Origin of the sequence: Serpentinimonas raichei, from assembly GCF_000828895.1 — a bacterium.
Lineage (GTDB): Bacteria > Pseudomonadota > Gammaproteobacteria > Burkholderiales > Burkholderiaceae_C > Serpentinimonas > Serpentinimonas raichei.
The window spans coordinates 21,012-43,281 of sequence record NZ_AP014568.1 but is presented as its reverse complement, the minus strand read 5'-3'; the positions used below and the strand labels follow the sequence as shown (position 1 = coordinate 43,281).

General features: G+C 65.0%; 28 protein-coding genes and 1 tRNA gene. 4 read left to right on the top strand and 25 right to left on the bottom strand.

Annotated elements, in window-relative coordinates; genetic code table 11:
• Positions 1–3: 3 nt before the first annotated feature.
• Positions 4–1,488, top strand: coding sequence for a 4-hydroxy-3-polyprenylbenzoate decarboxylase (ubiD, locus tag SRAA_RS00235; RefSeq protein WP_045530183.1), 1,485 nt, complete (start codon positions 4–6; stop codon positions 1,486–1,488).
• Positions 1,489–1,575: 87 nt separating this feature from the next.
• Here ubiD and SRAA_RS00230 read toward each other — a convergent pair.
• The 20 genes from SRAA_RS00230 to SRAA_RS00140 form a co-directional block, all read right to left on the bottom strand.
• A tRNA-Met gene (locus tag SRAA_RS00230) sits at positions 1,576–1,652 on the bottom strand.
• A 23-nt stretch (positions 1,653–1,675) separates the two neighbouring features.
• Complete coding sequence (rplQ, locus tag SRAA_RS00225) at positions 1,676–2,083, bottom strand: 50S ribosomal protein L17 (protein ID WP_045530179.1); 408 nt, start codon at positions 2,081–2,083, stop codon at positions 1,676–1,678.
• Between the two features lie 112 nt (positions 2,084–2,195).
• On the bottom strand, positions 2,196–3,182 hold the full coding sequence (locus SRAA_RS00220; RefSeq protein ID WP_045530177.1) for a DNA-directed RNA polymerase subunit alpha: 987 nt from the start codon (positions 3,180–3,182) through the stop codon (positions 2,196–2,198).
• Positions 3,183–3,296: 114 nt separating this feature from the next.
• A complete protein-coding gene (rpsD, locus tag SRAA_RS00215; RefSeq protein WP_045530173.1) occupies positions 3,297–3,920 on the bottom strand; it encodes a 30S ribosomal protein S4 in 624 nt (207 codons plus the stop codon).
• A 212-nt stretch (positions 3,921–4,132) separates the two neighbouring features.
• Positions 4,133–4,537 carry a 30S ribosomal protein S11 gene (rpsK, locus tag SRAA_RS00210; RefSeq protein WP_029461333.1) on the bottom strand — a complete coding sequence of 135 codons (405 nt, stop codon included), beginning with the start codon at positions 4,535–4,537 and terminating at the stop codon, positions 4,133–4,135.
• A 21-nt stretch (positions 4,538–4,558) separates the two neighbouring features.
• Entirely contained in the window at positions 4,559–4,924 is a 366-nt protein-coding gene (gene rpsM, locus SRAA_RS00205; RefSeq protein ID WP_029461332.1) for a 30S ribosomal protein S13, read from the bottom strand.
• Between the two features lie 19 nt (positions 4,925–4,943).
• A complete protein-coding gene (gene rpmJ, locus SRAA_RS12120; RefSeq protein ID WP_072242940.1) occupies positions 4,944–5,057 on the bottom strand; it encodes a 50S ribosomal protein L36 in 114 nt (37 codons plus the stop codon).
• A gap of 32 nt (positions 5,058–5,089) precedes the next feature.
• Positions 5,090–5,308 (bottom strand): translation initiation factor IF-1, encoded by a 219-nt coding sequence (gene infA, locus SRAA_RS00200; protein WP_045530169.1) that lies wholly within the window; start codon positions 5,306–5,308, stop codon positions 5,090–5,092.
• A gap of 1 nt (position 5,309) precedes the next feature.
• The gene (gene secY / locus SRAA_RS00195; RefSeq protein WP_045530167.1) at positions 5,310–6,629 is read right to left on the bottom strand and encodes a preprotein translocase subunit SecY; all 1,320 of its coding nucleotides are present in this window, start codon (positions 6,627–6,629) and stop codon (positions 5,310–5,312) included.
• A gap of 49 nt (positions 6,630–6,678) precedes the next feature.
• The gene (gene rplO, locus SRAA_RS00190; protein ID WP_045530165.1) at positions 6,679–7,113 is read right to left on the bottom strand and encodes a 50S ribosomal protein L15; all 435 of its coding nucleotides are present in this window, start codon (positions 7,111–7,113) and stop codon (positions 6,679–6,681) included.
• Between the two features lie 13 nt (positions 7,114–7,126).
• The gene (gene rpmD, locus SRAA_RS00185; RefSeq protein ID WP_034109554.1) at positions 7,127–7,309 is read right to left on the bottom strand and encodes a 50S ribosomal protein L30; all 183 of its coding nucleotides are present in this window, start codon (positions 7,307–7,309) and stop codon (positions 7,127–7,129) included.
• 14 nt (positions 7,310–7,323) lie between these two features.
• Complete coding sequence (gene rpsE, locus SRAA_RS00180; RefSeq protein ID WP_029461327.1) at positions 7,324–7,842, bottom strand: 30S ribosomal protein S5; 519 nt, start codon at positions 7,840–7,842, stop codon at positions 7,324–7,326.
• A 14-nt stretch (positions 7,843–7,856) separates the two neighbouring features.
• Positions 7,857–8,225, bottom strand: coding sequence for a 50S ribosomal protein L18 (gene rplR / locus SRAA_RS00175; RefSeq protein WP_034109552.1), 369 nt, complete (start codon positions 8,223–8,225; stop codon positions 7,857–7,859).
• Positions 8,226–8,236: 11 nt separating this feature from the next.
• Positions 8,237–8,770: a 50S ribosomal protein L6 gene (rplF, locus tag SRAA_RS00170; protein WP_045530163.1), complete on the bottom strand. Its 534-nt coding sequence runs from the start codon at positions 8,768–8,770 to the stop codon at positions 8,237–8,239.
• A gap of 24 nt (positions 8,771–8,794) precedes the next feature.
• Positions 8,795–9,190, bottom strand: a complete 396-nt coding sequence (gene rpsH, locus SRAA_RS00165; RefSeq protein ID WP_029461324.1) for a 30S ribosomal protein S8 — start codon at positions 9,188–9,190, stop codon at positions 8,795–8,797.
• 20 nt (positions 9,191–9,210) lie between these two features.
• Positions 9,211–9,516: a 30S ribosomal protein S14 gene (gene rpsN, locus SRAA_RS00160; RefSeq protein ID WP_029461323.1), complete on the bottom strand. Its 306-nt coding sequence runs from the start codon at positions 9,514–9,516 to the stop codon at positions 9,211–9,213.
• Between the two features lie 8 nt (positions 9,517–9,524).
• A complete protein-coding gene (rplE, locus tag SRAA_RS00155; RefSeq protein WP_045530162.1) occupies positions 9,525–10,064 on the bottom strand; it encodes a 50S ribosomal protein L5 in 540 nt (179 codons plus the stop codon).
• 2 nt (positions 10,065–10,066) lie between these two features.
• Positions 10,067–10,387 carry a 50S ribosomal protein L24 gene (gene rplX, locus SRAA_RS00150; RefSeq protein ID WP_045530161.1) on the bottom strand — a complete coding sequence of 107 codons (321 nt, stop codon included), beginning with the start codon at positions 10,385–10,387 and terminating at the stop codon, positions 10,067–10,069.
• Positions 10,388–10,398: 11 nt separating this feature from the next.
• Positions 10,399–10,767: a 50S ribosomal protein L14 gene (rplN, locus tag SRAA_RS00145; RefSeq protein WP_029461320.1), complete on the bottom strand. Its 369-nt coding sequence runs from the start codon at positions 10,765–10,767 to the stop codon at positions 10,399–10,401.
• Positions 10,768–11,025: 258 nt separating this feature from the next.
• On the bottom strand, positions 11,026–12,648 hold the full coding sequence (locus SRAA_RS00140) for a glycerol-3-phosphate dehydrogenase/oxidase (protein ID WP_045530160.1): 1,623 nt from the start codon (positions 12,646–12,648) through the stop codon (positions 11,026–11,028).
• Positions 12,649–12,860: 212 nt separating this feature from the next.
• Here SRAA_RS00140 and glpK point away from each other — a divergent pair, with 212 nt between their 5' ends.
• Together glpK and proC are read left to right on the top strand one after the other, a co-directional pair.
• A complete protein-coding gene (gene glpK / locus SRAA_RS00135) occupies positions 12,861–14,354 on the top strand; it encodes a glycerol kinase GlpK (RefSeq protein WP_045532957.1) in 1,494 nt (497 codons plus the stop codon).
• Positions 14,355–14,469: 115 nt separating this feature from the next.
• Positions 14,470–15,396 carry a pyrroline-5-carboxylate reductase gene (gene proC, locus SRAA_RS00130; protein WP_082040060.1) on the top strand — a complete coding sequence of 309 codons (927 nt, stop codon included), beginning with the start codon at positions 14,470–14,472 and terminating at the stop codon, positions 15,394–15,396.
• Between the two features lie 113 nt (positions 15,397–15,509).
• Here proC and ubiA read toward each other — a convergent pair whose 3' ends face one another.
• The 5 genes from ubiA to SRAA_RS00105 all read right to left on the bottom strand — a co-directional run bounded on the left by ubiA (position 15,510) and on the right by SRAA_RS00105 (position 21,551).
• On the bottom strand, positions 15,510–16,397 hold the full coding sequence (ubiA, locus tag SRAA_RS00125) for a 4-hydroxybenzoate octaprenyltransferase (protein ID WP_045530158.1): 888 nt from the start codon (positions 16,395–16,397) through the stop codon (positions 15,510–15,512).
• Complete coding sequence (locus SRAA_RS00120) at positions 16,394–17,356, bottom strand: hydrogen peroxide-inducible genes activator (RefSeq protein WP_045530156.1); 963 nt, start codon at positions 17,354–17,356, stop codon at positions 16,394–16,396. Before SRAA_RS00120 ends, ubiA begins: the two co-directional genes overlap by 4 nt.
• Before the next feature lie 13 nt (positions 17,357–17,369).
• Positions 17,370–19,496, bottom strand: coding sequence for an ATP-dependent DNA helicase RecG (gene recG / locus SRAA_RS00115; RefSeq protein ID WP_045530154.1), 2,127 nt, complete (start codon positions 19,494–19,496; stop codon positions 17,370–17,372).
• Between the two features lie 47 nt (positions 19,497–19,543).
• A complete protein-coding gene (locus SRAA_RS00110; protein ID WP_045530152.1) occupies positions 19,544–20,638 on the bottom strand; it encodes a calcium/sodium antiporter in 1,095 nt (364 codons plus the stop codon).
• A 148-nt stretch (positions 20,639–20,786) separates the two neighbouring features.
• Positions 20,787–21,551: a ParA family protein gene (locus SRAA_RS00105; RefSeq protein WP_045532954.1), complete on the bottom strand. Its 765-nt coding sequence runs from the start codon at positions 21,549–21,551 to the stop codon at positions 20,787–20,789.
• Between the two features lie 168 nt (positions 21,552–21,719).
• Here SRAA_RS00105 and SRAA_RS00100 point away from each other — a divergent pair, with 168 nt between their 5' ends.
• The gene (locus SRAA_RS00100) at positions 21,720–22,229 is read left to right on the top strand and encodes a c-type cytochrome (protein WP_045530150.1); all 510 of its coding nucleotides are present in this window, start codon (positions 21,720–21,722) and stop codon (positions 22,227–22,229) included.
• Positions 22,230–22,270: the final 41 nt, after the last annotated feature.

The following is a 22,270-nucleotide window of genomic DNA, read 5'->3' as shown; positions in this document are numbered from 1 at the left end:
GCCATGCCTTACCGCGACCTGCGCGACTTCATGCAGCAACTCGAGGCAGCCGGGGAGTTGCGCCGCATCGCCGCCCCGGTTTCGCCCAAGCTGGAAATGACGGCCCTGTGCGAGCGCGTGCTGCGCGCTGCCGGCCCGGCGCTGCTGTTCGAACACCCCACCGGCTACAGCCTGCCGGTGCTGGGCAACCTGTTTGGCACCCCGCAGCGGGTAGCGCGTGCGATGGGGGTGGATTCGGTGCCCGAGCTGCGCCGCTTTGGCGAGTTGTTGGCGCGCCTGAAAGAGCCTGAAGCGCCACGGAACTTGAAGGAGGTCGCTGGCTTGGGGGATTTGGCGCGCCGCTTGTGGCACATGCGTCCGAGCGAAGTGCGCCGCCCACCCTGCCAAGAGGTGGTGTTCGAAGGTCCGGACGTGGACCTCGGTCGGTTGCCGATCCAGCACTGCTGGCCCGACGACGTCGCTCCCCTGCTCACTTGGGGCCTGGTGATCACGCAAGGGCCGCACAAGCCGCGCCAGAACCTAGGCATTTACCGCCAGCAACTGCTGGGGCGCAACCGGCTCATCATGCGCTGGCTGGCGCACCGCGGCGGCGCGCTCGATTTTCGCGACCACTGCCGCCTGCACCCGGGCCAGCCGTTCCCGGTGGCAGTGGCGATCGGGGCCGATCCGGCCACCATTCTGGGTGCCGTCACGCCGGTGCCCGACAACTTGTCTGAATACCAGTTCGCCGGCTTGCTGCGCGGCGCGCGCACCGAAGTGGCGGCGGCGCTGGGTGTGCCGCTGCGGGTGCCGGCGCACGCCGAAATCGTGCTCGAAGGCCATATCCTGCCCGACCCCGGCCACCCCAGCGGCTGGCAGCACGCACTCGAAGGCCCCTATGGCGACCACACCGGCTACTACAACGAGCAGGCTGAATTCCCGGTCTTCACGGTCGAGCGCCTGACGCAGCGCAGCAACCCGATCTACCACTCCACCTACACCGGCAAGCCGCCCGACGAACCCTCGGTGCTCGGGCTGGCGCTCAACGAACTGTTCGTGCCGCTGTTGCAGCGCGCCTTGCCCGAAGTGGTGGACTTTTACCTGCCGCCCGAGGGCTGCAGCTACCGGCTGGCGGTGGTCTCGATCCGCAAAGCCTACGCCGGTCACGCCCGGCGCGTGATGATGGGCATCTGGAGCCACCTGCGCCAGTTCATGTACACCAAGTTCATCGTCGTGGTCGATGAGGACATCGACGTGCGCGACTGGCGCGAAGTGATCTGGGCCATCACAACGCGCATGGACCCGGCGCGCGACTGCATGACGGTCGAGCGCACACCGATCGACTATTTGGATTTTGCTTCCCCGGTCAGCGGCCTAGGCAGCAAAATGGGGCTGGACGCCACCCACAAGTGGCCCGGCGAGACGCAGCGCGAGTGGGGGCGCACCATCCAAATGGACCCCGCCGTGCGCCAGCGCATGGACACCTTGGCCGCCGAACTGGGGTTGTGAGGCGTCGTGGCCCCCACAGCTCGGCGCGGCGTATCCAAAACGCCAAGAAAAAAGCTTGGTGCCACTACAGCACCAAGCTTTCTTAATTGGTTGCGGAGGCAAGATTTGAACTTGCGACCTTTGGGTTATGAGCCCAACGAGCTACCAGGCTGCTCCACTCCGCGTCAAGACTGCTATTGTAGCACGCTTACTGGGTTTTGTCAGCAGCGGCCGAATCTTCTTTGGCTGGCACCGCGTCGCCGCGATCAACCAGCTCGATCAGGGCCATGGGGGCGTTGTCACCCACACGGAAACCGGTTTTCAGGATGCGCGTGTAGCCACCCGGGCGGGCGTTGAAGCGCGGGCCGAGCACGTCAAACAGCTTCACCACCACGTCGCGGTCGCGCAAGCGGTCAAAAGCCAAGCGGCGGTTGGCCACCGTAGCCACTTTGGCCAAGGTGATCATGGGTTCGACCACGCGGCGCAATTCCTTGGCCTTGGGCAGCGTGGTTTGAATCGCCTCGTGCGTGAGCAGCGAGTTCATCATGTTGCGCAGCATCGCCAGCCGGTGGCTGGTGGTGCGGTTGAGTTTGCGAAGGCCGTGTCCGTGACGCATGGTGATTTCCTTTCTGGTATGCCCGCAGCCGGATCAGGTACTGCGAGGGGTCATGGGCGATGTGATTGAAGGGATCGGGCCGGGATGGGCCGGAATGGAGCGGATGAGAGGCTCAGTGCTTGTCCAGCCCAGCGGGCGGCCAACTTTCCAGCTTCATGCCCAGCGTCAAGCCGCGCGAAGCCAGCACTTCCTTGATTTCATTGAGCGATTTGCGGCCCAAATTGGGGGTTTTGAGCAGCTCGTTTTCGGTGCGCTGGATCAGGTCACCGATGTAGTAAATGTTCTCGGCCTTGAGGCAATTGGCCGAACGCACCGTGAGCTCGAGCTCATCGACCGGGCGCAACAAAATCGGATCGAACTGCTGCGTGTTGCGCGCTGGCGAACTGCCAAAGTCAAACGCCTCGGCACCCTCGAGCTGCGCAAACACAGCCAACTGCTCGACCAAAATCCTGGCCGCTGCACGCACCGCCTCCTCGGGCGCCACGGCGCCGTTGGTTTCGATGTCGAGCACCAGCTTGTCCAAGTCGGTGCGCTGCTCGACGCGCGCATTCTCGACCGCGTAGCTGACGCGCGTGACCGGCGAGAACGAGGCATCGAGCAATATGCGCCCGATGGAGCGCGTGCTGTCGTCGCCACGGCGCAGGTTGCCGGGCACGTAGCCGCGCCCTTTTTCAACCTTGATCTGCATATCGAGCTTGGCGCCGGCGCTCAAGGTGGCGATGGCGTGTTGCGGATTGAGAATTTCCACGTCGTGGGGCGTCTGGATATCGGCCGCCGTCACCAAACCCTCGACCTCTTTGCGCAGGCTCAGCGTCACCTCGTCACGACCATGCAGCTTAAACACCACCCCTTTGAGGTTGAGCAGCAGATTGACGGCATCTTCCTGCACGCCATCGATCGAGGAAAACTCGTGCAAGACACCCGAAATCGTGACTTCGGTCGGGGCGTGACCCACCATCGAAGACAGCAATACGCGGCGCAAGGCGTTGCCCAGCGTATGGCCATAGCCCCGCTCAAAGGGCTCGAGCGTCACTTCGGCCCGGTTGGGGGCGATTTGCTCGACTTGGATGTTCTTGGGTTTAAGCAGATTGTTCAGCATTCGGACTTCCTTCAATACCCTCGGCTCGTTACACCGATAAGGCTGCTGGAGCACAAAATCCAGACCGCCACCTGAAGGTGGCGAGCGGGCTCGTTTGGTTGCCTGTGCACCCGCTTAACGCGAGTACAGTTCGACGATCAGCGATTCGTTGATGTCGGCGGCGAATTCGTCGCGGTCTGGGGACTTCTTGAAGGTGCCTTCGGCTTTTTCAACCGCCACCTCTACCCATGCCGGGAAGCCGATCTGCTTGGCCAGCTCGAGCGCCTCTTTGATGCGGTTTTGAGCACGCGACTTCTCGCGCACCGCCACCACATCACCGGCTTTCACCAGCGCCGACGGAATGTTGCAGCTCTGGCCGTTGATCAAAATCGCTTTGTGCGAGACCAACTGGCGCGCTTCGGCGCGGGTCGAGGCAAAGCCCATGCGAAACACCACGTTGTCGAGGCGCGACTCGAGCAGGCTCAGCAAGTTGGCACCGGTGTTGCCGCGGCGCCGGTCGGCCTCAGCGAAGTAGCGCCGGAACTGGCGCTCCAACACCCCGTACATGCGCTTGACCTTCTGCTTTTCGCGCAGCTGCAAGCCGAAATCGGAGGTGCGCTGACCCGAGGTGCGGCCATGCTGGCCGGGCTTGGAGTCGAACTTGGCTTTGTCGCTGATCGAGCGCCGCGCGCTCTTGAGCAACAGGTCGGTGCCTTCACGGCGTGAAAGTTTGGCCTTGGGGCCGAGGTAACGTGCCACGTGGATTTCCTTGATCTATCTGCCACCAGCAGCCTTGCAGACTGTGGCGGGAGCCGGCCCCAAACAGGGCAACGGCGGTGGGCTTGAAACGAAAATGCCACCGCAAACGCGTTGCAGTGGCCCCTAAAATAGAGCCTGACATTCTAGCACATGCCTTAAGCCGCAGTCAAGCAGACCACAGGCTTTGGGCAATCACCCGCGTCAAGCACCCATTAAATGCGACGGCGCTTCTGCGGGCGGCAGCCGTTGTGCGGCACCGGGGTCACGTCAGCGATCGAGTTGATGCGGATGCCCAAGGCACCCAAGGCGCGAACCGAAGACTCGCGCCCTGGACCAGGCCCCTTGATTTCGACATCGAGGTTTTTGATGCCCTGCTCGATGGCGGCGCGGCCAGCCACCTCGGACGCCACCTGCGCGGCAAAAGGGGTCGATTTGCGCGAACCCTTGAAGCCTTGCCCACCCGACGAGGCCCACGACAAGGAATTGCCTTGGCGGTCGGTGATGGTGATGATGGTGTTGTTGAACGAGGCGTGCACGTGTGCAATGCCGTCGGAGATGTTCTTGCGAACTTTTTTGCGCACGCGTGCAGCGGCGTTGGAGGCTTGGGGCTTGGCCATGGCGGTTGTCCTTGTAGGGGATTATTTTTTCAGCGACTGAGCGGCCTTGCGCGGACCCTTGCGGGTGCGGGCGTTGGTCTTGGTGCGCTGACCGCGCACAGGCAGGCCGCGGCGATGGCGGAAACCGCGGTAGCAGCCGATGTCCATCAAGCGCTTGATGTTCATCGTGGTTTCGCGGCGCAAATCGCCTTCGATGGTGAAAGCGTTCACCGCTTCACGCACTTTTTCGAGCTCGGCGTCGCTCAGCTCTTTGATCTTTTTGGCGTAATCAATGCCGCAAGCCTCGCAGATCTGACGTGCGCGGGTGCGCCCGATGCCAAAGATTGCCGTCAAGCCGATTTCGGCGTGCTTGTGCGGCGGAATGTTGATGCCAGCAATACGTGCCATGATGGTCCTCTAAACTTAATCAGCCTTGACGCTGTTTGTGTCGCGGGTCGGTGCAGATGACACGCACCACTCCATGGCGACGGATGATCTTGCAGTTGCGGCACATTTTTTTGACCGAAGCCGAAACTCTCATGTCTTACTCCAGAACGAAAATCAGAAAAAAACTCATTTGCTGCGAAACACGATGCGCGCACGCGACAGGTCATAGGGCGTGAGCTCCACCTTGACCTTGTCACCGGGCAGGATGCGGATGTAGTGCATGCGCATCTTGCCCGAAATATGCCCGAGCACCACGTGGCCGTTTTCCAGTTTGACGCGGAAGGTGGCGTTGGGCAAATTCTCCACCACCTCACCTTGCATCTCAATCACATCGTCTTTGGACATATCAGACCCCGGGGGCGCCCTTGAAATTGGATTTCTTGAGCAAAGACTCGTACTGCTCCGACATCATGTAGTTTTGCACCTGGGTCCAGAAGTCCATGGTGACGATGACGATGATCAGCAACGAGGTGCCCCCAAAATAGAACGGCACGTTGTAGTACAGGATCAGGAACTCGGGCAGCAGGCACACCGCAGTGATGTAGAGCGCCCCCACCAGGGTCAGACGCCCCAAGATTTTGTCGATGTGGCGCGCCGTTTGGTCACCCGGCCGGATGCCCGGTATGAAGGCGCCGCTCTTCTTCAGGTTGTCTGCCGTCTCGCGGCTGTTGAATACCAGCGCGGTGTAGAAGAAACAAAAGAAGATGATCGCCGCCGCGTACAGGGCAATGTAGATCGGCTGCCCCGGTGAGAGCGCTCCCGCCAGATCGCGCAGCCACGCTGTGCCGTCGCCGGTGCTGACCCAGCTCACCAAAGTGGCCGGCAACAGGATGATGGACGAAGCAAAGATGGGCGGAATCACGCCGGCCATGTTGAGCTTGAGCGGCAGGTGCGAAGACTGGCCTCCATAGACCTTGTTGCCCACCTGGCGCCGGGCGTAGTTGACCAGCACCTTGCGCTGGCCACGCTCCACAAAGACCACGAAGTAGGTCACCGCCACCACCAGCAACAGAATGAAGAGGGCAGACAAAATGCCCATTGCACCGGTTCGCACCAACTCGGTCAAGCCGCCCATGGCGCTCGGCAACCCGGCCACGATGCCGGCAAAGATCAGCATCGAAATGCCGTTGCCCACACCGCGTTCGGTGATCTGCTCACCCAACCACATCAGGAACATGGTGCCCGCCACCAGGCTCACCACAGCGGTGAAGCGAAAGGCCCAACCGGGATCGACCACCATGCCGGGCATGCCCTCAAGCGCCAGCGCGATGCCGAAGGATTGGAAAATCGCCAGCGCCAACGTGCTGTAGCGCGTGTACTGGGTAATCTTGCGTTTGCCGGCCTCGCCTTCCTTGCGCAGCGCGATCAGCGACGGCACCACGTAGGTGAGCAACTGGATGATGATCGCCGCCGAAATGTAGGGCATGATGCCCAGCGCAAACACCGCAAAGCGCTGCAGCGAGCCACCCGTGAACATGTTGAACAGGTTCAGGATGTTGCCCGCTTGGCCTTGGAACAACTGCGCCAGTTGGTCCGGGTCGATGCCCGGCACCGGAATGTGCGCACCGATGCGGTAGACGATCAGTGCGCCCAGCAAAAAGAACAGCCGCCGACGCAAATCGGCGTACTTCCCGGTTTTGGCGAGAGAGGCAGCGTTGTTGGCCACAGCTAGGTTCCGTGCTTGGTAAACATTTAGGCGTTCAGGCGATCAGGCGTCAAGCCGCTACCGAGCCGCCAGCGGCCTCGATGGCTGCCTTGGCGCCGGCTGTGGCACCGATCTGGTTGAGTTGCACCGCCAGCGTCAGTTCACCGGTCTTGATGACCTTGACCTTGCGCGCCAATTCGGGCACGAGGCCCGCTTGCTTGAGCAGCAGCAGATCGACTTGCGCGGCACCCAGTGCCTGCAGATCGCTCAGCGTGACTTCGGCGTTGAACTTGAGCGTGGTCGATTTGAAGCCGCGCTTGGGCAAACGGCGCTGCAGCGGCATCTGACCGCCTTCAAAGCCGACCTTGTGGTATCCACCGGCGCGCGATTTTTGGCCTTTGTGGCCTCGGCCGGCGGTTTTGCCCAAGCCGGAGCCGATGCCCCGACCGACGCGGCGCCGAGCGGATTTGGAGCCCGCAGCGGGCTTGAGGGTATTGAGTTCCATAATCAAAATCCGTTCAGATCACTTGCAGCAGGTAGCTGATCTTGTTGATCATGCCACGCACCGCGGGGGTGTCTTGCAGCACACTGACGCTGTTGATTTTGCGCAGACCCAAGCCGCGCACGGTAGCACGGTGGTCTGCACGGCAGCCGATTGGGCTGCGCACCAGCTTGATGGTGAGGGTGTTGGCGGTAGTCATGGGGGTTTTCCCTTTTAGGCCAGAATTTCTTCGACCGACTTGCCGCGCTTGGCCGCCACTTCGTAGGGCGTCATGGCGCGCTGCAGGGCGTCGAGGGTGGCGCGGACCAGGTTGTAGGGGTTGGTCGAGCCGTGGCTCTTGGCCACCACATCGGTAACACCCAGAACCTCGCAGACGGCGCGCATGGGGCCGCCAGCGATGATGCCGGTACCCTTGTTGGCCGGCAGCATCATGACGCTGGAGGCGCCGTGCTGGCCGTGCACCGCGTGGTGCAGGGTGCCGTTTTTGATCGCTACCTTGAACAGGTTGCGGCGCGCCTCGTCCATGGCTTTTTGCACGGCCACCGGCACTTCACGCGCCTTGCCTTTGCCCATGCCAACGCGGCCATCGCCGTCGCCGACCACGGTCAGGGCGGCAAAGCTCATGATGCGCCCGCCTTTGACCACCTTGGTGACGCGGTTGACCGCAATCATCTTCTCGCGCAGGCCATCGTCATTGGCCTCGCTTTTTACATTCGCAAGCATCTTTGCCATTTGATCATCCCCAATCAGAATTGCAGGCCGGCGGCACGCGCGGCTTCTGCAAGGGCTTTGACACGGCCGTGGTAGGCAAAACCGGAGCGGTCGAAAGCGACTTTCTCGATCCCGGCGGCTTTGGCCTTGGCCGCAATGCGCTGGCCGACCAGTTCGGCCGCCGCCTTGTTGCCCCCGTTGCCGCTGGCTGCGGCGAGTTGAGCCCGCACTTCGGCTTCCAGCGTCGAGGCCGAAACCAGCACACGTGCGCCGTCCTCGGAGATGACGTTGGCATAGATGTGCAGGTTGCTGCGGTTCACGCTCAGGCGCAGGGCGCCTTGCTGGGCAATGCGGATGCGGGTCTGGCGGGCACGGCGCAAACGCTGTTCTTTTTTGGTCAACATGATCGCTGTCCTTATTTCTTCTTGGTCTCTTTGATGACGACCTTCTCGCCAGCGTAGCGGATTCCCTTGCCTTTGTAGGGCTCAGGCGGACGCACGGCGCGAATTTCGGCGGCGATCTGGCCCACGCGTTGGCGATCCGCGCCCTTGATGACGATTTCGGTTGCGGCCGGCGTGGCCACGCTAACGCCTTCGGGCATCACGAAATCGACCGGGTGCGAATAACCCACGGCCAGGTTGAGCTTGTTGCCGCTGGCGGCGGCTTTGTAGCCCACGCCCACCAGCGAGAGCTTCTTCTCGAAACCCTTGCTCACGCCCAGCACCATGTTGTTGACCAACTGGCGCATGGTGCCGCACAGGGCTTTGGCCTGTGCGCTGTCGCCCACGGCAGCGAATGTCAGCTTGCCATCGGCTTGCTGCACCGTGACTTGGGTGTTGGGGGCCAACGCCAGTGCGCCCAGCGCGCCCTTGACGCGGATGGCGTCGGGCTGCAGCGCCACTTCGACCCCGGCCGGAATGGCGATCGGTGATTTACCTACACGAGACATCTCAGATACTCCTTCGTTCTCGCATCAGGCGACGTAACACAACACTTCGCCACCCACACCGACAGCGCGCGCCTTGCGATCGGTCATCACGCCTTGCGGGGTGGTGACGATCGCCACACCCAGCCCGTTCATGACTTGTGGTATGGCTTTGCTGCCTTTGTAGATGCGCAAGCCTGGGCGGCTGACGCGCTCGATGCGCTCGATCACCGGGCGCCCGGCGTAGTACTTGAGGCCGATGACGAGCTCGTTCTTACCGTCTTGGCTCTTGATTTGGAAGCCGTCGATGTAGCCTTCGTCTTTCAAGACCTGCGCAATGGCGGCCTTGACTTTGGAGGCTGGCATGGCCACGGTGGGCTTTTCCACCATCTGCGCATTGCGAATGCGCGTCAGCATATCGGCGATCGGGTCACTCATGCTCATAATGTTTACTCCTTCACGCCTTACCAGCTGGCTTTGGTGATGCCGGGGATTTCACCGGCAAACGCCATTTCGCGCACCTTCATGCGGCCGAGGCCGAACTGCTTGAAGGTTCCACGGGCACGACCGGTGATTTCGCAGCGGTTGCGCTGGCGCGTTGGGTTGGCATTGCGCGGCAGTTTTTGCAGCGCCAGACGGGCCGCGTCGCGCTCTTCGTCGCTGCGCTTGGCGTCTTTGGAGATCGCCTTCAATTCGTTGTACTTGTTGGCAAACTTGGCAACCAATTGGTCGCGCTTGAGTTCACGCTGGAGCAAAGCTTGTTTGGCCACGCAGCACCTCAGTTCTTGAACGGGAAACGGAAACCGGCCAGCAACGCCTTGCATTCGGCGTCGTTCTTGGCGGTGGTGGTGATGCTGATGTTCAGCCCACGCAAGGCATCGACCTTGTCGTATTCGATTTCCGGGAAAATGATCTGCTCTTTGACGCCGATGTTGTAGTTACCCCGGCCGTCGAACGCCTTGCCCGAAATGCCACGAAAGTCGCGCACCCGTGGCAGCGCCACGGTGACGAAGCGGTCGAGGAATTCGTACATGCGGGCGCCGCGCAGCGTGACCATGCAGCCGATCGGCTGGCCTTCGCGGATTTTGAAGCCGGCGATGGCCTTGCGGGCCCGGGTCACAACCGGCTTTTGGCCAGAGATCTTGGTCAGGTCGCCGACGGCGTTTTCCAGCACCTTTTTGTCGGCCACGGCCTCGCCCACACCCATGTTGAGGGTGATCTTGGTGATGCGCGGAACCTGCATCACGGACTCGAAGCCAAACTGCTCTTGCAGCGCCGGCGCGATTTTCTCGCGAAAGATTTGTTGAAAGCGTGTCATGTTCAGGCCGCCTTGATTTCTGCGCCACTGGACTTAAAGACGCGCACTTTGTTGCCGTCTTCGAGCACCTTGATACCCACGCGGTCGGCTTTGCCGGTGCTTGGGTTAAAAATGGCCACGTTGGACTGATGGATCGACATCGTCTTGGCGATGATGCCGCCCGTGATGCCCTTCATTGGGTTGGGCTTGGCGTGCTTCTTGACGATGTTCACGCCCTCGACCAGCAGCCGCGTTTCGTCCGCGCGCTGGGTGACTTTGCCGCGCTTGCCTTTGTCTCGGCCAGCGATGACGATGACTTCGTCGCCTTTGCGAATCTTGTTCATTGCGACACCTCTTACAGGACTTCCGGGGCCAGCGAAACGATCTTCATGAACTTTTCGGTGCGCAACTCGCGCGTCACCGGTCCGAAGATGCGGGTGCCGATCGGCTCGAGCTTGGCGTTGAGCAACACGGCGGCATTGCCGTCGAACTTGATCAAGGCCCCGTCCGGGCGGCGCAAGCCTTTGGCGGTGCGAACCACCACGGCGTTGTAGATTTCGCCTTTTTTGACGCGCCCACGGGGCGCGGCTTCTTTGATGCTGACTTTGATGACGTCGCCCACACTGGCGTAACGGCGCTTGGAGCCGCCGAGCACCTTGATGCACATCACGGACTTGGCACCCGTGTTGTCGGCAACATCGAGTCGAGATTGCGTTTGGATCATTTGATTTAAGTCCCAACTTGAATCCCGAAGGCCCCAACGGCCTGCGGCGATCAGTCTTGGGCCCGTCGTTGCAACCACCCCAGTTTCCAAACCTAGGCAGCCGCTTCGCTGGGCAAGAATTCTTCGCTTTTTTCTAGCGAAGCCGCGTATTGTCACACAAGAACCTAGGGCCGTCAAGCAATATGTGAACTTTGTTGTGGTGGGCCCGCGCTTTGGGGGCCGGGCTCGACTCACCCCTTGCTGCCCCCTGCCATCACCCTACTGCAGCTGGTAGCGTTGCGCCAGCGCCACAAAGGCGGGCAATTCGGGGTCGGTGTGGGGCGCAGCGGCGCGCTGCAGCTCGTCTTGCACGATTTGCGCCACGGCTGCGGCCATGCCCTCGGCGGCGGCGGCGTCTAGGAACAGCGCGCGCCAGCGCCGCGCCAGCACGTCTTCTACCGTCAGCGCCCACTCGTGGCGCACGGCGTAGCGCACCATGGCCTCGGTCAGGCCCAGCCCCAGCATGCGCTCGGCACCGGGCATGGCTTGCACGGCGGCGGCGTGGTTGCCATACAGATGCAAACCCGGCGCCTGGTGCAGGGGCTGCGGCACCCGCGTTGCAGCCGAACCCGCTCCTGCAACCACGGCCCCGCACAAGGGGGCAGTCGGATTGGCCAAGGCGGGGCGCGGGGCCAGCAGGCCAGCCTCCACGCAGTGCGCCAGCACATCGCTGGCCATGGCGCGGAAAGTGGTCCACTTGCCCCCCGTGACTGTGACCAGTCCTGAGCGATCGACGACGATGCGGTGCTCGCGCGACAGGGTTTTGGTGTTGGCCCCGGCCGACGCCGCCGCCACCAGCGGCCGCAATCCGACCCAGACGCTCTTCACATCGGTGCGCCGCACCGGACGCGCCAGCGCCAACGAAGCCTCGCGCAAGATGAATTCGATTTCGGCCTCGAACGGCTCGGGTTCGCGTGGCAGATCGGCGCGCGGCGTGTCGGTGCTGCCCAGCACCAGTGCGCCCAGCCACGGCACGGCGAACAAGACCCGGCCATCGGCGGTGCGCGGCACCAGCAGCGCCTGCTGCCTAGGCAGGAAATCGCGCGCCACCACCAGGTGCACCCCTTGGCTGGGCCGGACCAGTGGCGCGGCTTCGGGCTGCAGGGTCTGGCGCAGCCCATCCACCCAGACCCCGGTGGCATTGACGACGCAGCGCGCCTGCAGTTGCAGCCGCCCTCCCCCGTGGCGATCAAGCGCCTGCACCTGCATCACTTGGTTGGCCTGCGCAGCACCAGCGGCAGCAACGCGCTGCACCTGCTGCACCTCCACGTAGTTCAGCAACACCGCCCCGGCGGCTTCGGCGCTGCGCGCCAGCGCCAGCGCCAGCCGGGCGTCTTCGAACTGGGCATCCCAGTACTGGATGCCGCCCAGCAGCCCTTGGGCCTGCACCCCCGGCAGCGCCGCAAGCGCCTGCTCGCGGCCCAGCCAGCGCGTGCGGCCCAAGCCGGCGCTGCCCGCCAGCCAGTCGTAGAGCTTGAGCCCGGCCCCATAAAAAGGCGCTTGCCAGGGGCGGTAGCACGGCATCACGAAGGGCAGCGGCTGCGCCAGATGCGGCGCGATGTGCAGCACCGCCTGGCGCTCGGCCAGCGCCTCGCGCACCAGGGCCAGATTGCCTTGCGCCAGATAGCGCACGCCGCCGTGCAGCAGCTTGGTCGAGCGCGAGGAGGTGCCGCCGGCAAAGTCGTGCGATTCCAGCAGCGCCACGCGCCAGCCGCGCTGCGCCGCCTCCAGCGCCACGCCCAAGCCGGTGGCTCCGCCGCCGACGACAAGCAAATCCCACAAGTGGGGGCGCTGCAACTGTTCCAGAGACTGCTGGCGGGTCAGAGGGGCAGAGGAGTTCAAGGGGTGAGGCGGGGTAGGTGGGCTGTTACAGTGCCGCGTCCGGTCTGCGCGCTAGGCTGCAAGCGGGTGTGTGCCCTTTTGGGCAGCACGGCCACCCACTGGCCAAGCCTGGCCCTGCGGGTCACAATGGTCACGATTGTCACCGGTGTTTGCGTCAAATGGATGAACGCCATGCCGGCCCACAGCCCACACACGACACCCAAGAGGCACACATGGCTTATTTGCTGGCCCTGGACCAGGGCACCACCAGTTCGCGCAGCATCGTTTTCGACAGCCAAGGCTGCATCTTGGCGCAGGCGCAGCAGGAAATCCGGCAGCACTACCCGCAGCCGGGCTGGGTCGAGCATTGCCCGCACGAGATCTGGGCCACGCAACTGGCCACTGCGCGCCAAGCCCTGAGCCTGGCCGGCTTGCAGGCGCAGCAGATTGCCGCCATCGGCATCACCAACCAGCGCGAGACCACGCTGCTGTGGGAGCGGCGCAGCGGGGCGCCGTTGGGGCGCGCCATCGTTTGGCAAGACCGGCGCACCAGCGCCGCCTGCGCTGCGCTGCGAGCGGCCGGACACGAGCCCTGGGTGCAGGCCCAGACCGGGCTGCGGCTGGACCCGTATTTTTCGGCCAGCAAAATCGCCTGGCTGCTCGATCACACCCCGGGGGCACGGGCGCGCGCCGAGCGTGGCGAGCTGGCTTTTGGCACCATCGACTCGTGGTTGCTGTGGCAACTCACGGGCGGCGCGCTGCACGCCACCGACAGCAGCAACGCCGCCCGCACGCTGCTGCTGAATCTGCACACGCGCTTATGGGATGAGGAGTTGCTGGCGCTGTTCGACATCCCGCACGCGCTGCTGCCCGAAGTGCGGCCTTCTAGCGCCGACTATGGCCGCACCAGCGCCGAGTGGCTGGGTGCCCCGGTGCGCATCGCCGGTGTGGCAGGCGACCAGCAAAGCGCCTTGTTTGGCCAGGCCTGTTTCCAGCCCGGCATGGCCAAAAACACCTACGGCACCGGCTGCTTCCTGCTCATGCACACGGGCGAGCGCATGCAGCAAAGCCAGCACGGCCTGATCGGCACCGCGGTGGCCCAAGCGGCGGGCGCGCCTCAGTACGCGCTCGAAGGCAGCGTGTTTGTGGGCGGCGCGGTGGTGCAGTGGCTGCGCGATGGGCTGCGCGCCATCGACTCCAGCAGCGAGGTGCAGGCGCTGGCCGCCAGCGTGCCCGATTCCGGCGGCGTGACGCTGGTGCCGGCCTTTACCGGGCTGGGCGCGCCCTACTGGCAGCCCGAGGCGCGCGGCAGCATCACCGGCCTGACGCGCGGCAGCACGATGGCGCACATCGCGCGCGCCGCGCTGGAGAGCATCGCGTTCCAGAGTGCCGCCTTGCTGCACGCCATGAGCCGCGACGCGGTGGCGGCCGGCGGGGTGCCGCTGAGCGATCTGCGCGTCGATGGCGGGGCCTGCGTCAACGATTTGCTGATGCAGATGCAGGCCGATCTGTTGGGCATCCCGGTGCTGCGCCCGGCCGTGACCGAGACCACCGCCCTTGGGGCCGCTTGGCTGGCCGGGCTGCATGCCGGGGTCTATGACGGGCTGGACGATCTGGCGCAGCAGTGGCGTTGTGAGCGCCGCTTCTTGCCCACGCTTTCGCGCGACGAGGCGGCCGCCAAAATGGCGCGCTGGGAACACGCGGTGCGCCAGACCGTGGCGGCTTGATGGCGGCTTGATGGCGGCTGGGGCTGGGGGTGGGGCTGAATCGAGGGCGGATCGACCAGGATGGCACACGAGATTGCGCCCGCTTGCACCTTTAACCATGCGCGACAATGGCGGCATGAACAGCCCCTCAAGCTCCACCAGCACAGCCCCTCTACCCAGCCTGGACAGCCTGCCACCCAGCCCCGGTGCGCCGGGCCGCATCACTTTCATCGGCGGCGGCAACATGGCCAGCGCCATCGTCGGCGGCCTGCTGCGCCAAGGCCACCCCGCAGCCGCGCTGCAGATCGTCGAACCTTGGGACGAACAGCGAGTGCGCTTGGTGCAGCAGTTCCCCGGCGTGGCGGTTTACCCAGAGGCGCGCAGCGCCGCCTTGGCGTCTCAAGCCAGCCCAGATCGGCCAGGCACCCCAGCCACGGCACTGGTGGTCTGGGCCGTCAAGCCCCAAGTCTTCAAGCAAGCGGCGCTGGAGTCTGCGGCGCACCTGCCCGACCATGCCCTGCACCTGAGTGTGGCCGCAGGCATACGCACCGAGAGCATGGCGCGCTGGCTGGGCAGCGAGCGCATCGTGCGCGCCATGCCCAACACCCCGGCGCTGGTCGGCTTGGGCATGACCGGCCTGTACGCTCGCGCGGGCGTGAGTGCGGCCGAGCGCGAGCAGGTGCAGGCGCTGCTGGCGGGCACCGGGCGCACGCTCTGGCTGCCACAAGAGTCGGACCTAGACGCCGTCACGGCGCTGTCGGGCTCCGGGCCGGCCTATGTGTTTTATTTTCTTGAAGCCATGCGCCGCGCCGGCACCGAGCTGGGTCTGAGCCCCGCAGCCGCCACCGAGCTGGCGATCGGCACCTTCGTCGGCGCGGCGCAACTGGCGCAAAGCAGCAGCGAGCCGCCCGAGGTGCTGCGCCAGCGCGTCACCTCCAAAGGCGGCACCACCCACGCCGCCCTGAGTGCGCTGGAAGCGGCCCAAGTGGCCGACTCCTTCGTGGCGGCGATCGCTGCGGCGCACCGGCGCGCGCGCGAAATGGGCGACGAGTTTGGGAACTAGCCCCCACGCTTGGCGCTGCGCCTGCGCTGCCCCCCGAGGGGGTGCCAAGCGCCTTGGGGCGGCCCGGCGGCGCTTGGGTCTGACCCAGTTGAGTGGGCTGCGGCGAAACCGCGTCAGCCCCCGCTGCGCAACGCATACTCCAGCGCCACCCCGGCAAACAGGGTAAAGCCCAACCAGTGGTTGAGCTTGAAGGCGCGAAAGCAGCCGTCGCGGCTGCGTTTGCGGATCAGCCCCAGGTGCCAGCCCACCTGCGCCAGCGCCAAGCCCAGCGCCAGCCCAAACCAGAGCCCGCCCACCTGCGGCCACAGCAGCGCACCCCAGAGCAGCAGGTGCAGCAGGTAAAAGGCGGCCACCGCCGCCACGTCGTAGCGCCCGAGCGTGATGGCCGAGGTTTTGATGCCGATGCGCAAGTCGTCGTCGCGGTCCACCATCGCGTACTCGGTGTCGTAGGCCAGCACCCAGAACAGGTTGGCCAGCAGCAGCGCCCAGGCCAAAGCCGGCACGCTGCCTTGCGCCGCCGCGTAGGCGATCGGGATGCCGAAGCTGAACGCCACCCCCAGCACCGCCTGCGGCATGGCAAAAAAGCGCTTGGCATAGGGGTAGGCCAGCGCCAGCAGCAGCGCCGGCACCGACCACGCCACCGCGGCCGCCGTGGTCGTGAGCACCAACAAAAAGGCCGCAAAAGCCAAGCCCGCCCCCAACAGCAGCGCCTCGCGCGGCTGCACGCGCCCACTGGTCACGGGCCGCTGCGCGGTGCGCCGCACGTGGCGATCGAATTCGCGGTCCGCCACGTCGTTGCTGCAACAACCCGCGCTGCGCATCAAAATCGTGCCCAGCACGAACACCGCCAGCAGGTGCCAGCCCGGCCAGCCCTCGGCCGCCAGCCACAGCGCCGACAGGCTGGGCCAGAGCAGCAGCAGCCAGCCGGCCGGGCGGTCCCAGCGAATCAAGTCCAGGTACAGCGCCAGCCGGCCCGGCGCACCCGGGGCGGCGGCGTTCATGGGGTCAGGCGCTGCACCCCGGGCAAGGCACAGGCGTAAATGGCGTTGCGCAAGGCAGCGATGGCCTCGTAGCGGGTGAAGCTGCGCCGCCAAGCCAGCACCACGCGCCGGGTGGGCGGTGCACCGGCAAAGGGCAGGTAGCGCACATAGGGCGCCCCGTCGGGCGGCAACGGGGCCCCGGCCTGCGCCGCCAGCGCCGCCGCCGGCACACTCAGGCGCGGCACCAGCGTGATGCCCATGCCTGCGGCCACCATGTGCTTGATGGTTTCCAGCGAGGAGCCCTCAAAGCTGCGCCGTATGCCTTCGGCGTTGCTGGCGTAGCGCGCAAACTCTGGGCAGACTTCGAGCACGTGGTCGCGAAAGCAGTGCCCGGCCCCGAGCAGCAGCATGGTCTCTTGTTTGAGTTGCTCGGCGCTCACGCTGCTGTGCTGCGCCAGCGGGTGCTGCACCGGCAAGGCCACCCAAAAGGGCTCGTCGTACAGTGGCGCGATGGCCAGGTTGGTGTCGGGGAAGGGCTCGGCCAGAATGGCGGCGTCGAGCTCGCCGATGCGCAACTGCTCCAGCAGCTTGGCGGTGAGGTTTTCTTGCAGCAGCAGCGGCATTTGCGGCGTGCGCTCGATCACGCGGCGCACCAAATCGGGCAGCAGATAGGGCCCGATGGTGTAGATCACGCCCAGGCGCAGCGGCCCCGCCAGCGGGTCTTGGCCGCGCTGGGCAATTTCTTTGATGAGCGCGGCCTGCTCCAGCACCACCTGCGCTTGCCGCACCACCTCAGCACCCAGTGGCGTCACGCTCACTTCGCTGGCGCTGCGCTCGAACAATTTGAGTTCGAGCTCTTCTTCGAGTTTTTTGATCGCCACGCTCAGCGTGGGTTGGGAGACGTGGCACGCCTCGGCGGCCCGGCCAAAGTGGCGCTCGCGCGCCACGGCGACGATGTATTTGAGTTCGGTCAGGGTCATGGCGGTGCCGGCTTCAAGCCTTGTGAAAGTCCGATTTTGCCCCCAACCAGCGCTCGATGTGGGCCTGCGCCGCTTGCGGCTGCTCGGCCAGCAGGCGCGGGGCCCAGGTGCGCGCCCATTCCAGCAGCGGCGCGTCGTGGGCCAGGTCGGCAAAGCGCAGCAGCGGCAGGCCCGATTGGCGCGCGCCCAAAAACTCGCCGGGGCCGCGAATCTCCAAGTCGCGCCGGGCAATCTCGAAGCCATCGTGGGTTTCGGCCAGTGCGCGCAGGCGCAGGAGCGCCGTCTCGCTCAGGCGGCCGTTTTCACCTGGCGCGTACAACAACACACACACCGATGCCGCCGCCCCACGCCCGACACGGCCGCGCAACTGGTGCAACTGGCTCAGGCCAAAGCGCTCGGCGTGTTCGATCACCATCAGCGTGGCGTTGGGCACATCCACCCCCACCTCGATCACCGTGGTGCTCACCAGCACCCCGATCTGCCCGGCGCAAAAGCGCGCCATCACGGCTTTTTTTTCTGCCACCGGCAGGCGCGCGTGCAGCAGCCCGACTTGCAGCGGCGCGCCGTCGGGGCCTTTGCTGCCCGCCAGCGCCGCCTCCAGTTCGGCTGCCGTGGCCTGGGCGTTGCGCAGATCGAGCGCTTCGCTTTCTTCGATCAGGGGGCAGACCCAGTAGGCTTGCCGCCCTTGCACCAGTTGCGCGCGCAGCCGCTCCAGCAACTCGTCGCGGCGATGTGCGCCGAGCAGCTTGGTCAGGATCGGGCTGCGCCCGGGCGGCAGTTCGTCTAGGGTCGAGACATCGAGGTCGGCGAAATGGCTCATCGCCAGCGTGCGCGGGATTGGGGTCGCGCTCATCATCAGCAGGTGCGGCTCGCAATCGGCGTTTTTCTCGCGCAAGGCCAGCCGCTGCGCCACGCCAAAGCGGTGTTGCTCGTCGATCAGCGCCAGCCCCAGGCGCGCAAAGCGCACCTGCTCGCCGATCACGGCGTGTGTCCCCACCACCAGCGCCGCCGTGCCCCGTTGCACCGCCTCCAGCATGGCGGCGCGCTCTGCCTTGCCTTGGCTGCCGGTGAGCCAGGCCACGCACAAGCCCTGCGGGGCCAGCAACGGAGCCAGCCAGCCCACCAGTTTGCCAAAATGCTGTTCGGCCAGAATTTCGGTCGGCGCCATCAGGGCGCACTGCCAGCCCGCGTCGATGGCATGCGCCGCCGCCAGCGCCGCCACCACCGTTTTGCCGCTGCCCACATCGCCTTGCAGTAGGCGGTGCATGGGGGTGCTGCGCGCCAGATCGGCGGCGATTTCGGCACCCACCCGGACTTGGGCCGCTGTGAGCGCAAACGGCAAAGCGGCTTGCAATTGCGCCGCCAAACCCTCTGGGCGCGGCGGCAAAGCCGGGGCCAGGCGCAACATGCGCTCGCGCCGCGCCTGCCACTGCGCCAGTTGCTGCGCCAGCAGTTCTTCGGCCTTCAGGCGCACCCAAGCCGGGTGTGTGCGCTGCTCCAGGCTGTCCAGCGCCACCCCGGGCGGCGGCTGGTGCAGGCAGTGCAAGGCCGCGCGCAAACTGCCCTGCGGCGCTGCTGCAAGCCGCTCGGGCTCGGGCTGCAGCCCAGGGCAGTCGGCCCAAGCCAAGGCGGGCACGGTCTCGCTCAGGTCGGCGCGCTCCAGCGCTCCCACAACGGCGCGGCGCAGATAGGCTTGCGGCAGCCCGGCACTGGCCGGATAGACGGGGGTGAGCGTCTGCGGCAACTCGCCTTCGGCGCGCTGCCACTGCGGGTGCAAGAGCGTAGGGCCAAACAGGCCGCTGCGCAGCTCGCCCCGGGCGCGGATGCGCACACCCGGAGCCAGCGCCTTTTGCTGCGCGCCGCTGAAATGGAAAAACAACAGGGTGCAGCGGCCGCTGCCGTCATCGAGCAGCACCTGCAACTGGCGCCTACCACCGCTGCGCACCTCGGTGCTGCACACCGTGCCCTCGATCTGCAGCGCCTGCCCAGGTTGCGCCTGCGCCAAGGGCGTGATGCGGGTTTGGTCTTCGTAGCGCAGTGGCAGGTGCAGCGCCAAGTCGATCGCGCGCAGCAGGCCGAGCTTGCGCAGCGCTTTTTGCGGCCCGCTCAGGGCGCTGGGGCGCGGGGCGGGTTCAGCCACCCCTCAGCCTATCCTGAACCTGCGCAAAGCGGCGCACCCCTTGCGCCTCAACCCGCGCTGGCCGGCGGTTTCTGGCGCAGCATCACCACCACCATCGTGACGATCGTCAGCGGCACCACAAAGCCCAGCATCACCATGCTAAAACCCTGCAAGGCCGCGTGCTGTTGCGCCGCCAAAATCAGGTACGCCACATAAGCCACGTAGTAGCCTAGGAATACCGCACCTTCCCAGCGCGCGATCTCGCGCCCCGAGATAAACACCGGCAGGCAAGCCAGCGCCACCGCCAGCATGATCCAGATGTCGAAGGCCAGCACGGCATCGGCGACCACCAAGCCGGCCGAGCCAAACGAGACCATGCCGCCCAGCCCCACCACCCCGAGCAGGTTGAAGGTGTTGCTGCCCACCACGTTGCCCACCGCGATGTCGCGCTCGCCCTTGAGGGCGGCGGTGATGGACGTGGCCACTTCTGGCATCGAAGTGCCGGCGGCGACGATGGTCAGGCCAATGATCAGCTCGCTCACGCCAAAGAAGCGCGCAAAAGCAATGGACGAATCCACCAGCCAGCCCGAACCCAGCACCAGCAGCACCAGCCCGATGGCAATCAGCACGATTTGCACCGGCAGCTTGCCGTCCCATTCGGCGGCCGTGGCGGGTTTGAGTTCGGCGTCGAACTCGGCCGATTCGGCCGCCGTGGCGCGGCGCGACTGAATCACCAGAAAGGCGGTGTAGGTCAGCAACAGGCCAAACAAAATCGCGCCGTCGATCCAACTGATGGCCCCATCCATCCCGAAGGCCAGCACCAGCAGCGAAGCCCCGATCATGATCGGTACCTCTTGGCGAATCAACTGCGTGTGCACCACCAGCGGAACGATCAGTGCGCTGGCCCCGAGGATGAACAGCACGTTGAAGATGTTGCTGCCGATCACGTTGCCCACCGCGATGTCGTACTGCCCCTCCAGCGTGGCCCCAACCGTGACCGCCATTTCGGGCGCGCTGGTGCCAAAGGCGACGATGGTCAGCCCCACCACCAACGGCGAGATGCCCACCGACAGCGCCAGCTTGGAGGCCCCGCGCACCAGCGCGCTGGCTCCCATGACCAGCGCCACCAGACCGGCGACGAAAAAAACCATGTGCAGCAACATATTCAATACCTTATAGAAGCAAAGGCGCGAATGGTAGCAAGCGCGCGACCGCACTTTCATCCGCGAAAGTTGAACATGTTACAGGGAAAACGTGAATAAACCGGGGCGCTGCCTCACCCGCTGCGGGGCAGCCACGCGCTGCTCGGGCCTACAGCAGCCGCTGGTGCAGCGCCAGCAGGGCCTGGGTGAGTGGGTGTTTGGGCTCTAGGTGGATCAGCGGGCGCGCCAACTGGTGCGACTCGCGCACCTTGACCGAAGCCTGCAGATAGGGTTGCAACACCGGCAGTCCTTCGTCGATCAGCTCCTGCACCAGTTGCTGCGGCAGGCGGGCACGCGGCTGGAACTGGTTCACCACGATGCCTTTAACTTGCAACGCCGCGTTGTGGTCGGCGCGGATTTCTTCTACATTGGCCAGCAGGGTGTAGAGCGCCTGGCGCGAGAAGTCGTCGCAATCGAAAGGAATCAGGCAGCCGCTGGCCCCCATGAGCGCGGAGCGGGTGTAGAAGTTGAGCGCTGGTGGGGTGTCGAGGTAGATCTGCTGGTACTCGCGGCCCAGTTGCGCCAGCGCCTCGCGCAGCTTGTAGATCTTGTGGCGCGCCTCCAACTTGGGCTGCAACTCATCCAGCGTCGGGCTGGCGGCCAACAGGTCCAGCCCATCAAAAGGCGTGCGCTGCACGAAGTGCGTGGGCGGCAGGGGGTTGAAGGTGTAGCTCAGCGTCTGCTCGAAAAAACCCGCCACCCCACCGGCTTGGGTCGCGGGCTGGGCACCGAGCAGGTAGCGGCTCGAATTGCCCTGCACGTCGAGGTCGATCAACAAGGTGCGCCGCCCCTGCGCGGCGCTGATGGCGGCCAGGTTGCACGCGATGGTGGACTTGCCCACCCCACCTTTTTGATTGAATACGACCAGTGGCATGTTGCGGCTTTCGTGCGCGGATGCGCTTGCAGCATCATAACGCTGCCGCGCCACGCGGCCGACAGAGGTGAATTTTTCTGCTTGTCGCCGCTTATAATGGAGCCGGTCGGAGCCCACTCACATGGACTCCTGTGGTTTTGAGCCGTTTTCCGCTACCAAAGGCCCCCCATGAGTGACGCAAAATCCTCCCCCGCTGGCGCCCTTTCTGCTTTCAACCTCAAGCGCTGGTTGATCCTGCTGGCTGTGGTCATCCCGTTGATCGTGACCACCCTGCTGGTGGTGCTGGTTTTGCAAAAGCCCTTTGCACCACCCGTCAACGTGGCCGAGCAAGAGCGTGCCCTTGCCGAGCGCATTCAGCGCGTAGGCACGGTCGCTCTGCGTGAGGCCACGCGAGAATTGCAAACCGGTCAACAGGTTTATATGTCGGCCTGCATGGCCTGCCATGCAGCGGGTGTGGTGGGCGCACCCAAGTTTGGCGACACTGCCGCTTGGGCACCCCGCATCGGAGCCGGTCTGGAGCGCCTGATCACCTCCACTTTGCAAGGCAAGGGGGCCATGGGCGCCCAAGGCGGTGGCGCATTTAGCGACTTTGAGATCAAGCGCGCCGTGGTCTATCTGGCCAACGCGAGCGGTGGCAATTTCCCCGAGCCGCTGGCTCCGCAAGCCGCAGCACAATAAGCGTCGGCTCCAGCACGGTGTGCGCGGCTGCGGTGCCACTA

Excerpts from the sequence above, each read along its gene's own strand:
- SRAA_RS00120 (WP_045530156.1), bottom strand. The coding sequence starts at position 17,356 with ATGACCCTGACCGAACTCAAATACATCGTCGCCGTGGCGCGCGAGCGC.
- ubiA (WP_045530158.1), bottom strand. The coding sequence starts at position 16,397 with ATGAACGCCGCCGCCCCGGGTGCGCCGGGCCGGCTGGCGCTGTACCTG.
- rplO (WP_045530165.1), bottom strand. The coding sequence starts at position 7,113 with ATGGAACTCAATACCCTCAAGCCCGCTGCGGGCTCCAAATCCGCTCGG.
- rpsK (WP_029461333.1), bottom strand. The coding sequence starts at position 4,537 with ATGGCCAAGCCCCAAGCCTCCAACGCCGCTGCACGCGTGCGCAAAAAA.
- rplE (WP_045530162.1), bottom strand. The coding sequence starts at position 10,064 with ATGACACGCTTTCAACAAATCTTTCGCGAGAAAATCGCGCCGGCGCTG.
- rplF (WP_045530163.1), bottom strand. The coding sequence starts at position 8,770 with ATGTCTCGTGTAGGTAAATCACCGATCGCCATTCCGGCCGGGGTCGAA.
- rpmD (WP_034109554.1), bottom strand. The coding sequence starts at position 7,309 with ATGACTACCGCCAACACCCTCACCATCAAGCTGGTGCGCAGCCCAATC.
- rplR (WP_034109552.1), bottom strand. The coding sequence starts at position 8,225 with ATGTTGACCAAAAAAGAACAGCGTTTGCGCCGTGCCCGCCAGACCCGC.
- SRAA_RS00220 (WP_045530177.1), bottom strand. The coding sequence starts at position 3,182 with ATGCTGAACAATCTGCTTAAACCCAAGAACATCCAAGTCGAGCAAATC.
- rpsM (WP_029461332.1), bottom strand. The coding sequence starts at position 4,924 with ATGGCACGTATTGCTGGCATCAACATTCCGCCGCACAAGCACGCCGAA.
- SRAA_RS00105 (WP_045532954.1), bottom strand. The coding sequence starts at position 21,551 with ATGCCACTGGTCGTATTCAATCAAAAAGGTGGGGTGGGCAAGTCCACC.
- ubiD (WP_045530183.1), top strand. The coding sequence starts at position 4 with ATGCCTTACCGCGACCTGCGCGACTTCATGCAGCAACTCGAGGCAGCC.
- rplX (WP_045530161.1), bottom strand. The coding sequence starts at position 10,387 with ATGAACAAGATTCGCAAAGGCGACGAAGTCATCGTCATCGCTGGCCGA.
- rpsE (WP_029461327.1), bottom strand. The coding sequence starts at position 7,842 with ATGGCAAAGATGCTTGCGAATGTAAAAAGCGAGGCCAATGACGATGGC.
- proC (WP_082040060.1), top strand. The coding sequence starts at position 14,470 with ATGAACAGCCCCTCAAGCTCCACCAGCACAGCCCCTCTACCCAGCCTG.
- rplN (WP_029461320.1), bottom strand. The coding sequence starts at position 10,767 with ATGATCCAAACGCAATCTCGACTCGATGTTGCCGACAACACGGGTGCC.
- rpsH (WP_029461324.1), bottom strand. The coding sequence starts at position 9,190 with ATGAGCATGAGTGACCCGATCGCCGATATGCTGACGCGCATTCGCAAT.
- rpmJ (WP_072242940.1), bottom strand. The coding sequence starts at position 5,057 with ATGAGAGTTTCGGCTTCGGTCAAAAAAATGTGCCGCAACTGCAAGATC.
- rplQ (WP_045530179.1), bottom strand. The coding sequence starts at position 2,083 with ATGCGTCACGGACACGGCCTTCGCAAACTCAACCGCACCACCAGCCAC.
- SRAA_RS00110 (WP_045530152.1), bottom strand. The coding sequence starts at position 20,638 with ATGTTGCTGCACATGGTTTTTTTCGTCGCCGGTCTGGTGGCGCTGGTC.
- glpK (WP_045532957.1), top strand. The coding sequence starts at position 12,861 with ATGGCTTATTTGCTGGCCCTGGACCAGGGCACCACCAGTTCGCGCAGC.
- infA (WP_045530169.1), bottom strand. The coding sequence starts at position 5,308 with ATGTCCAAAGACGATGTGATTGAGATGCAAGGTGAGGTGGTGGAGAAT.
- SRAA_RS00100 (WP_045530150.1), top strand. The coding sequence starts at position 21,720 with ATGAGTGACGCAAAATCCTCCCCCGCTGGCGCCCTTTCTGCTTTCAAC.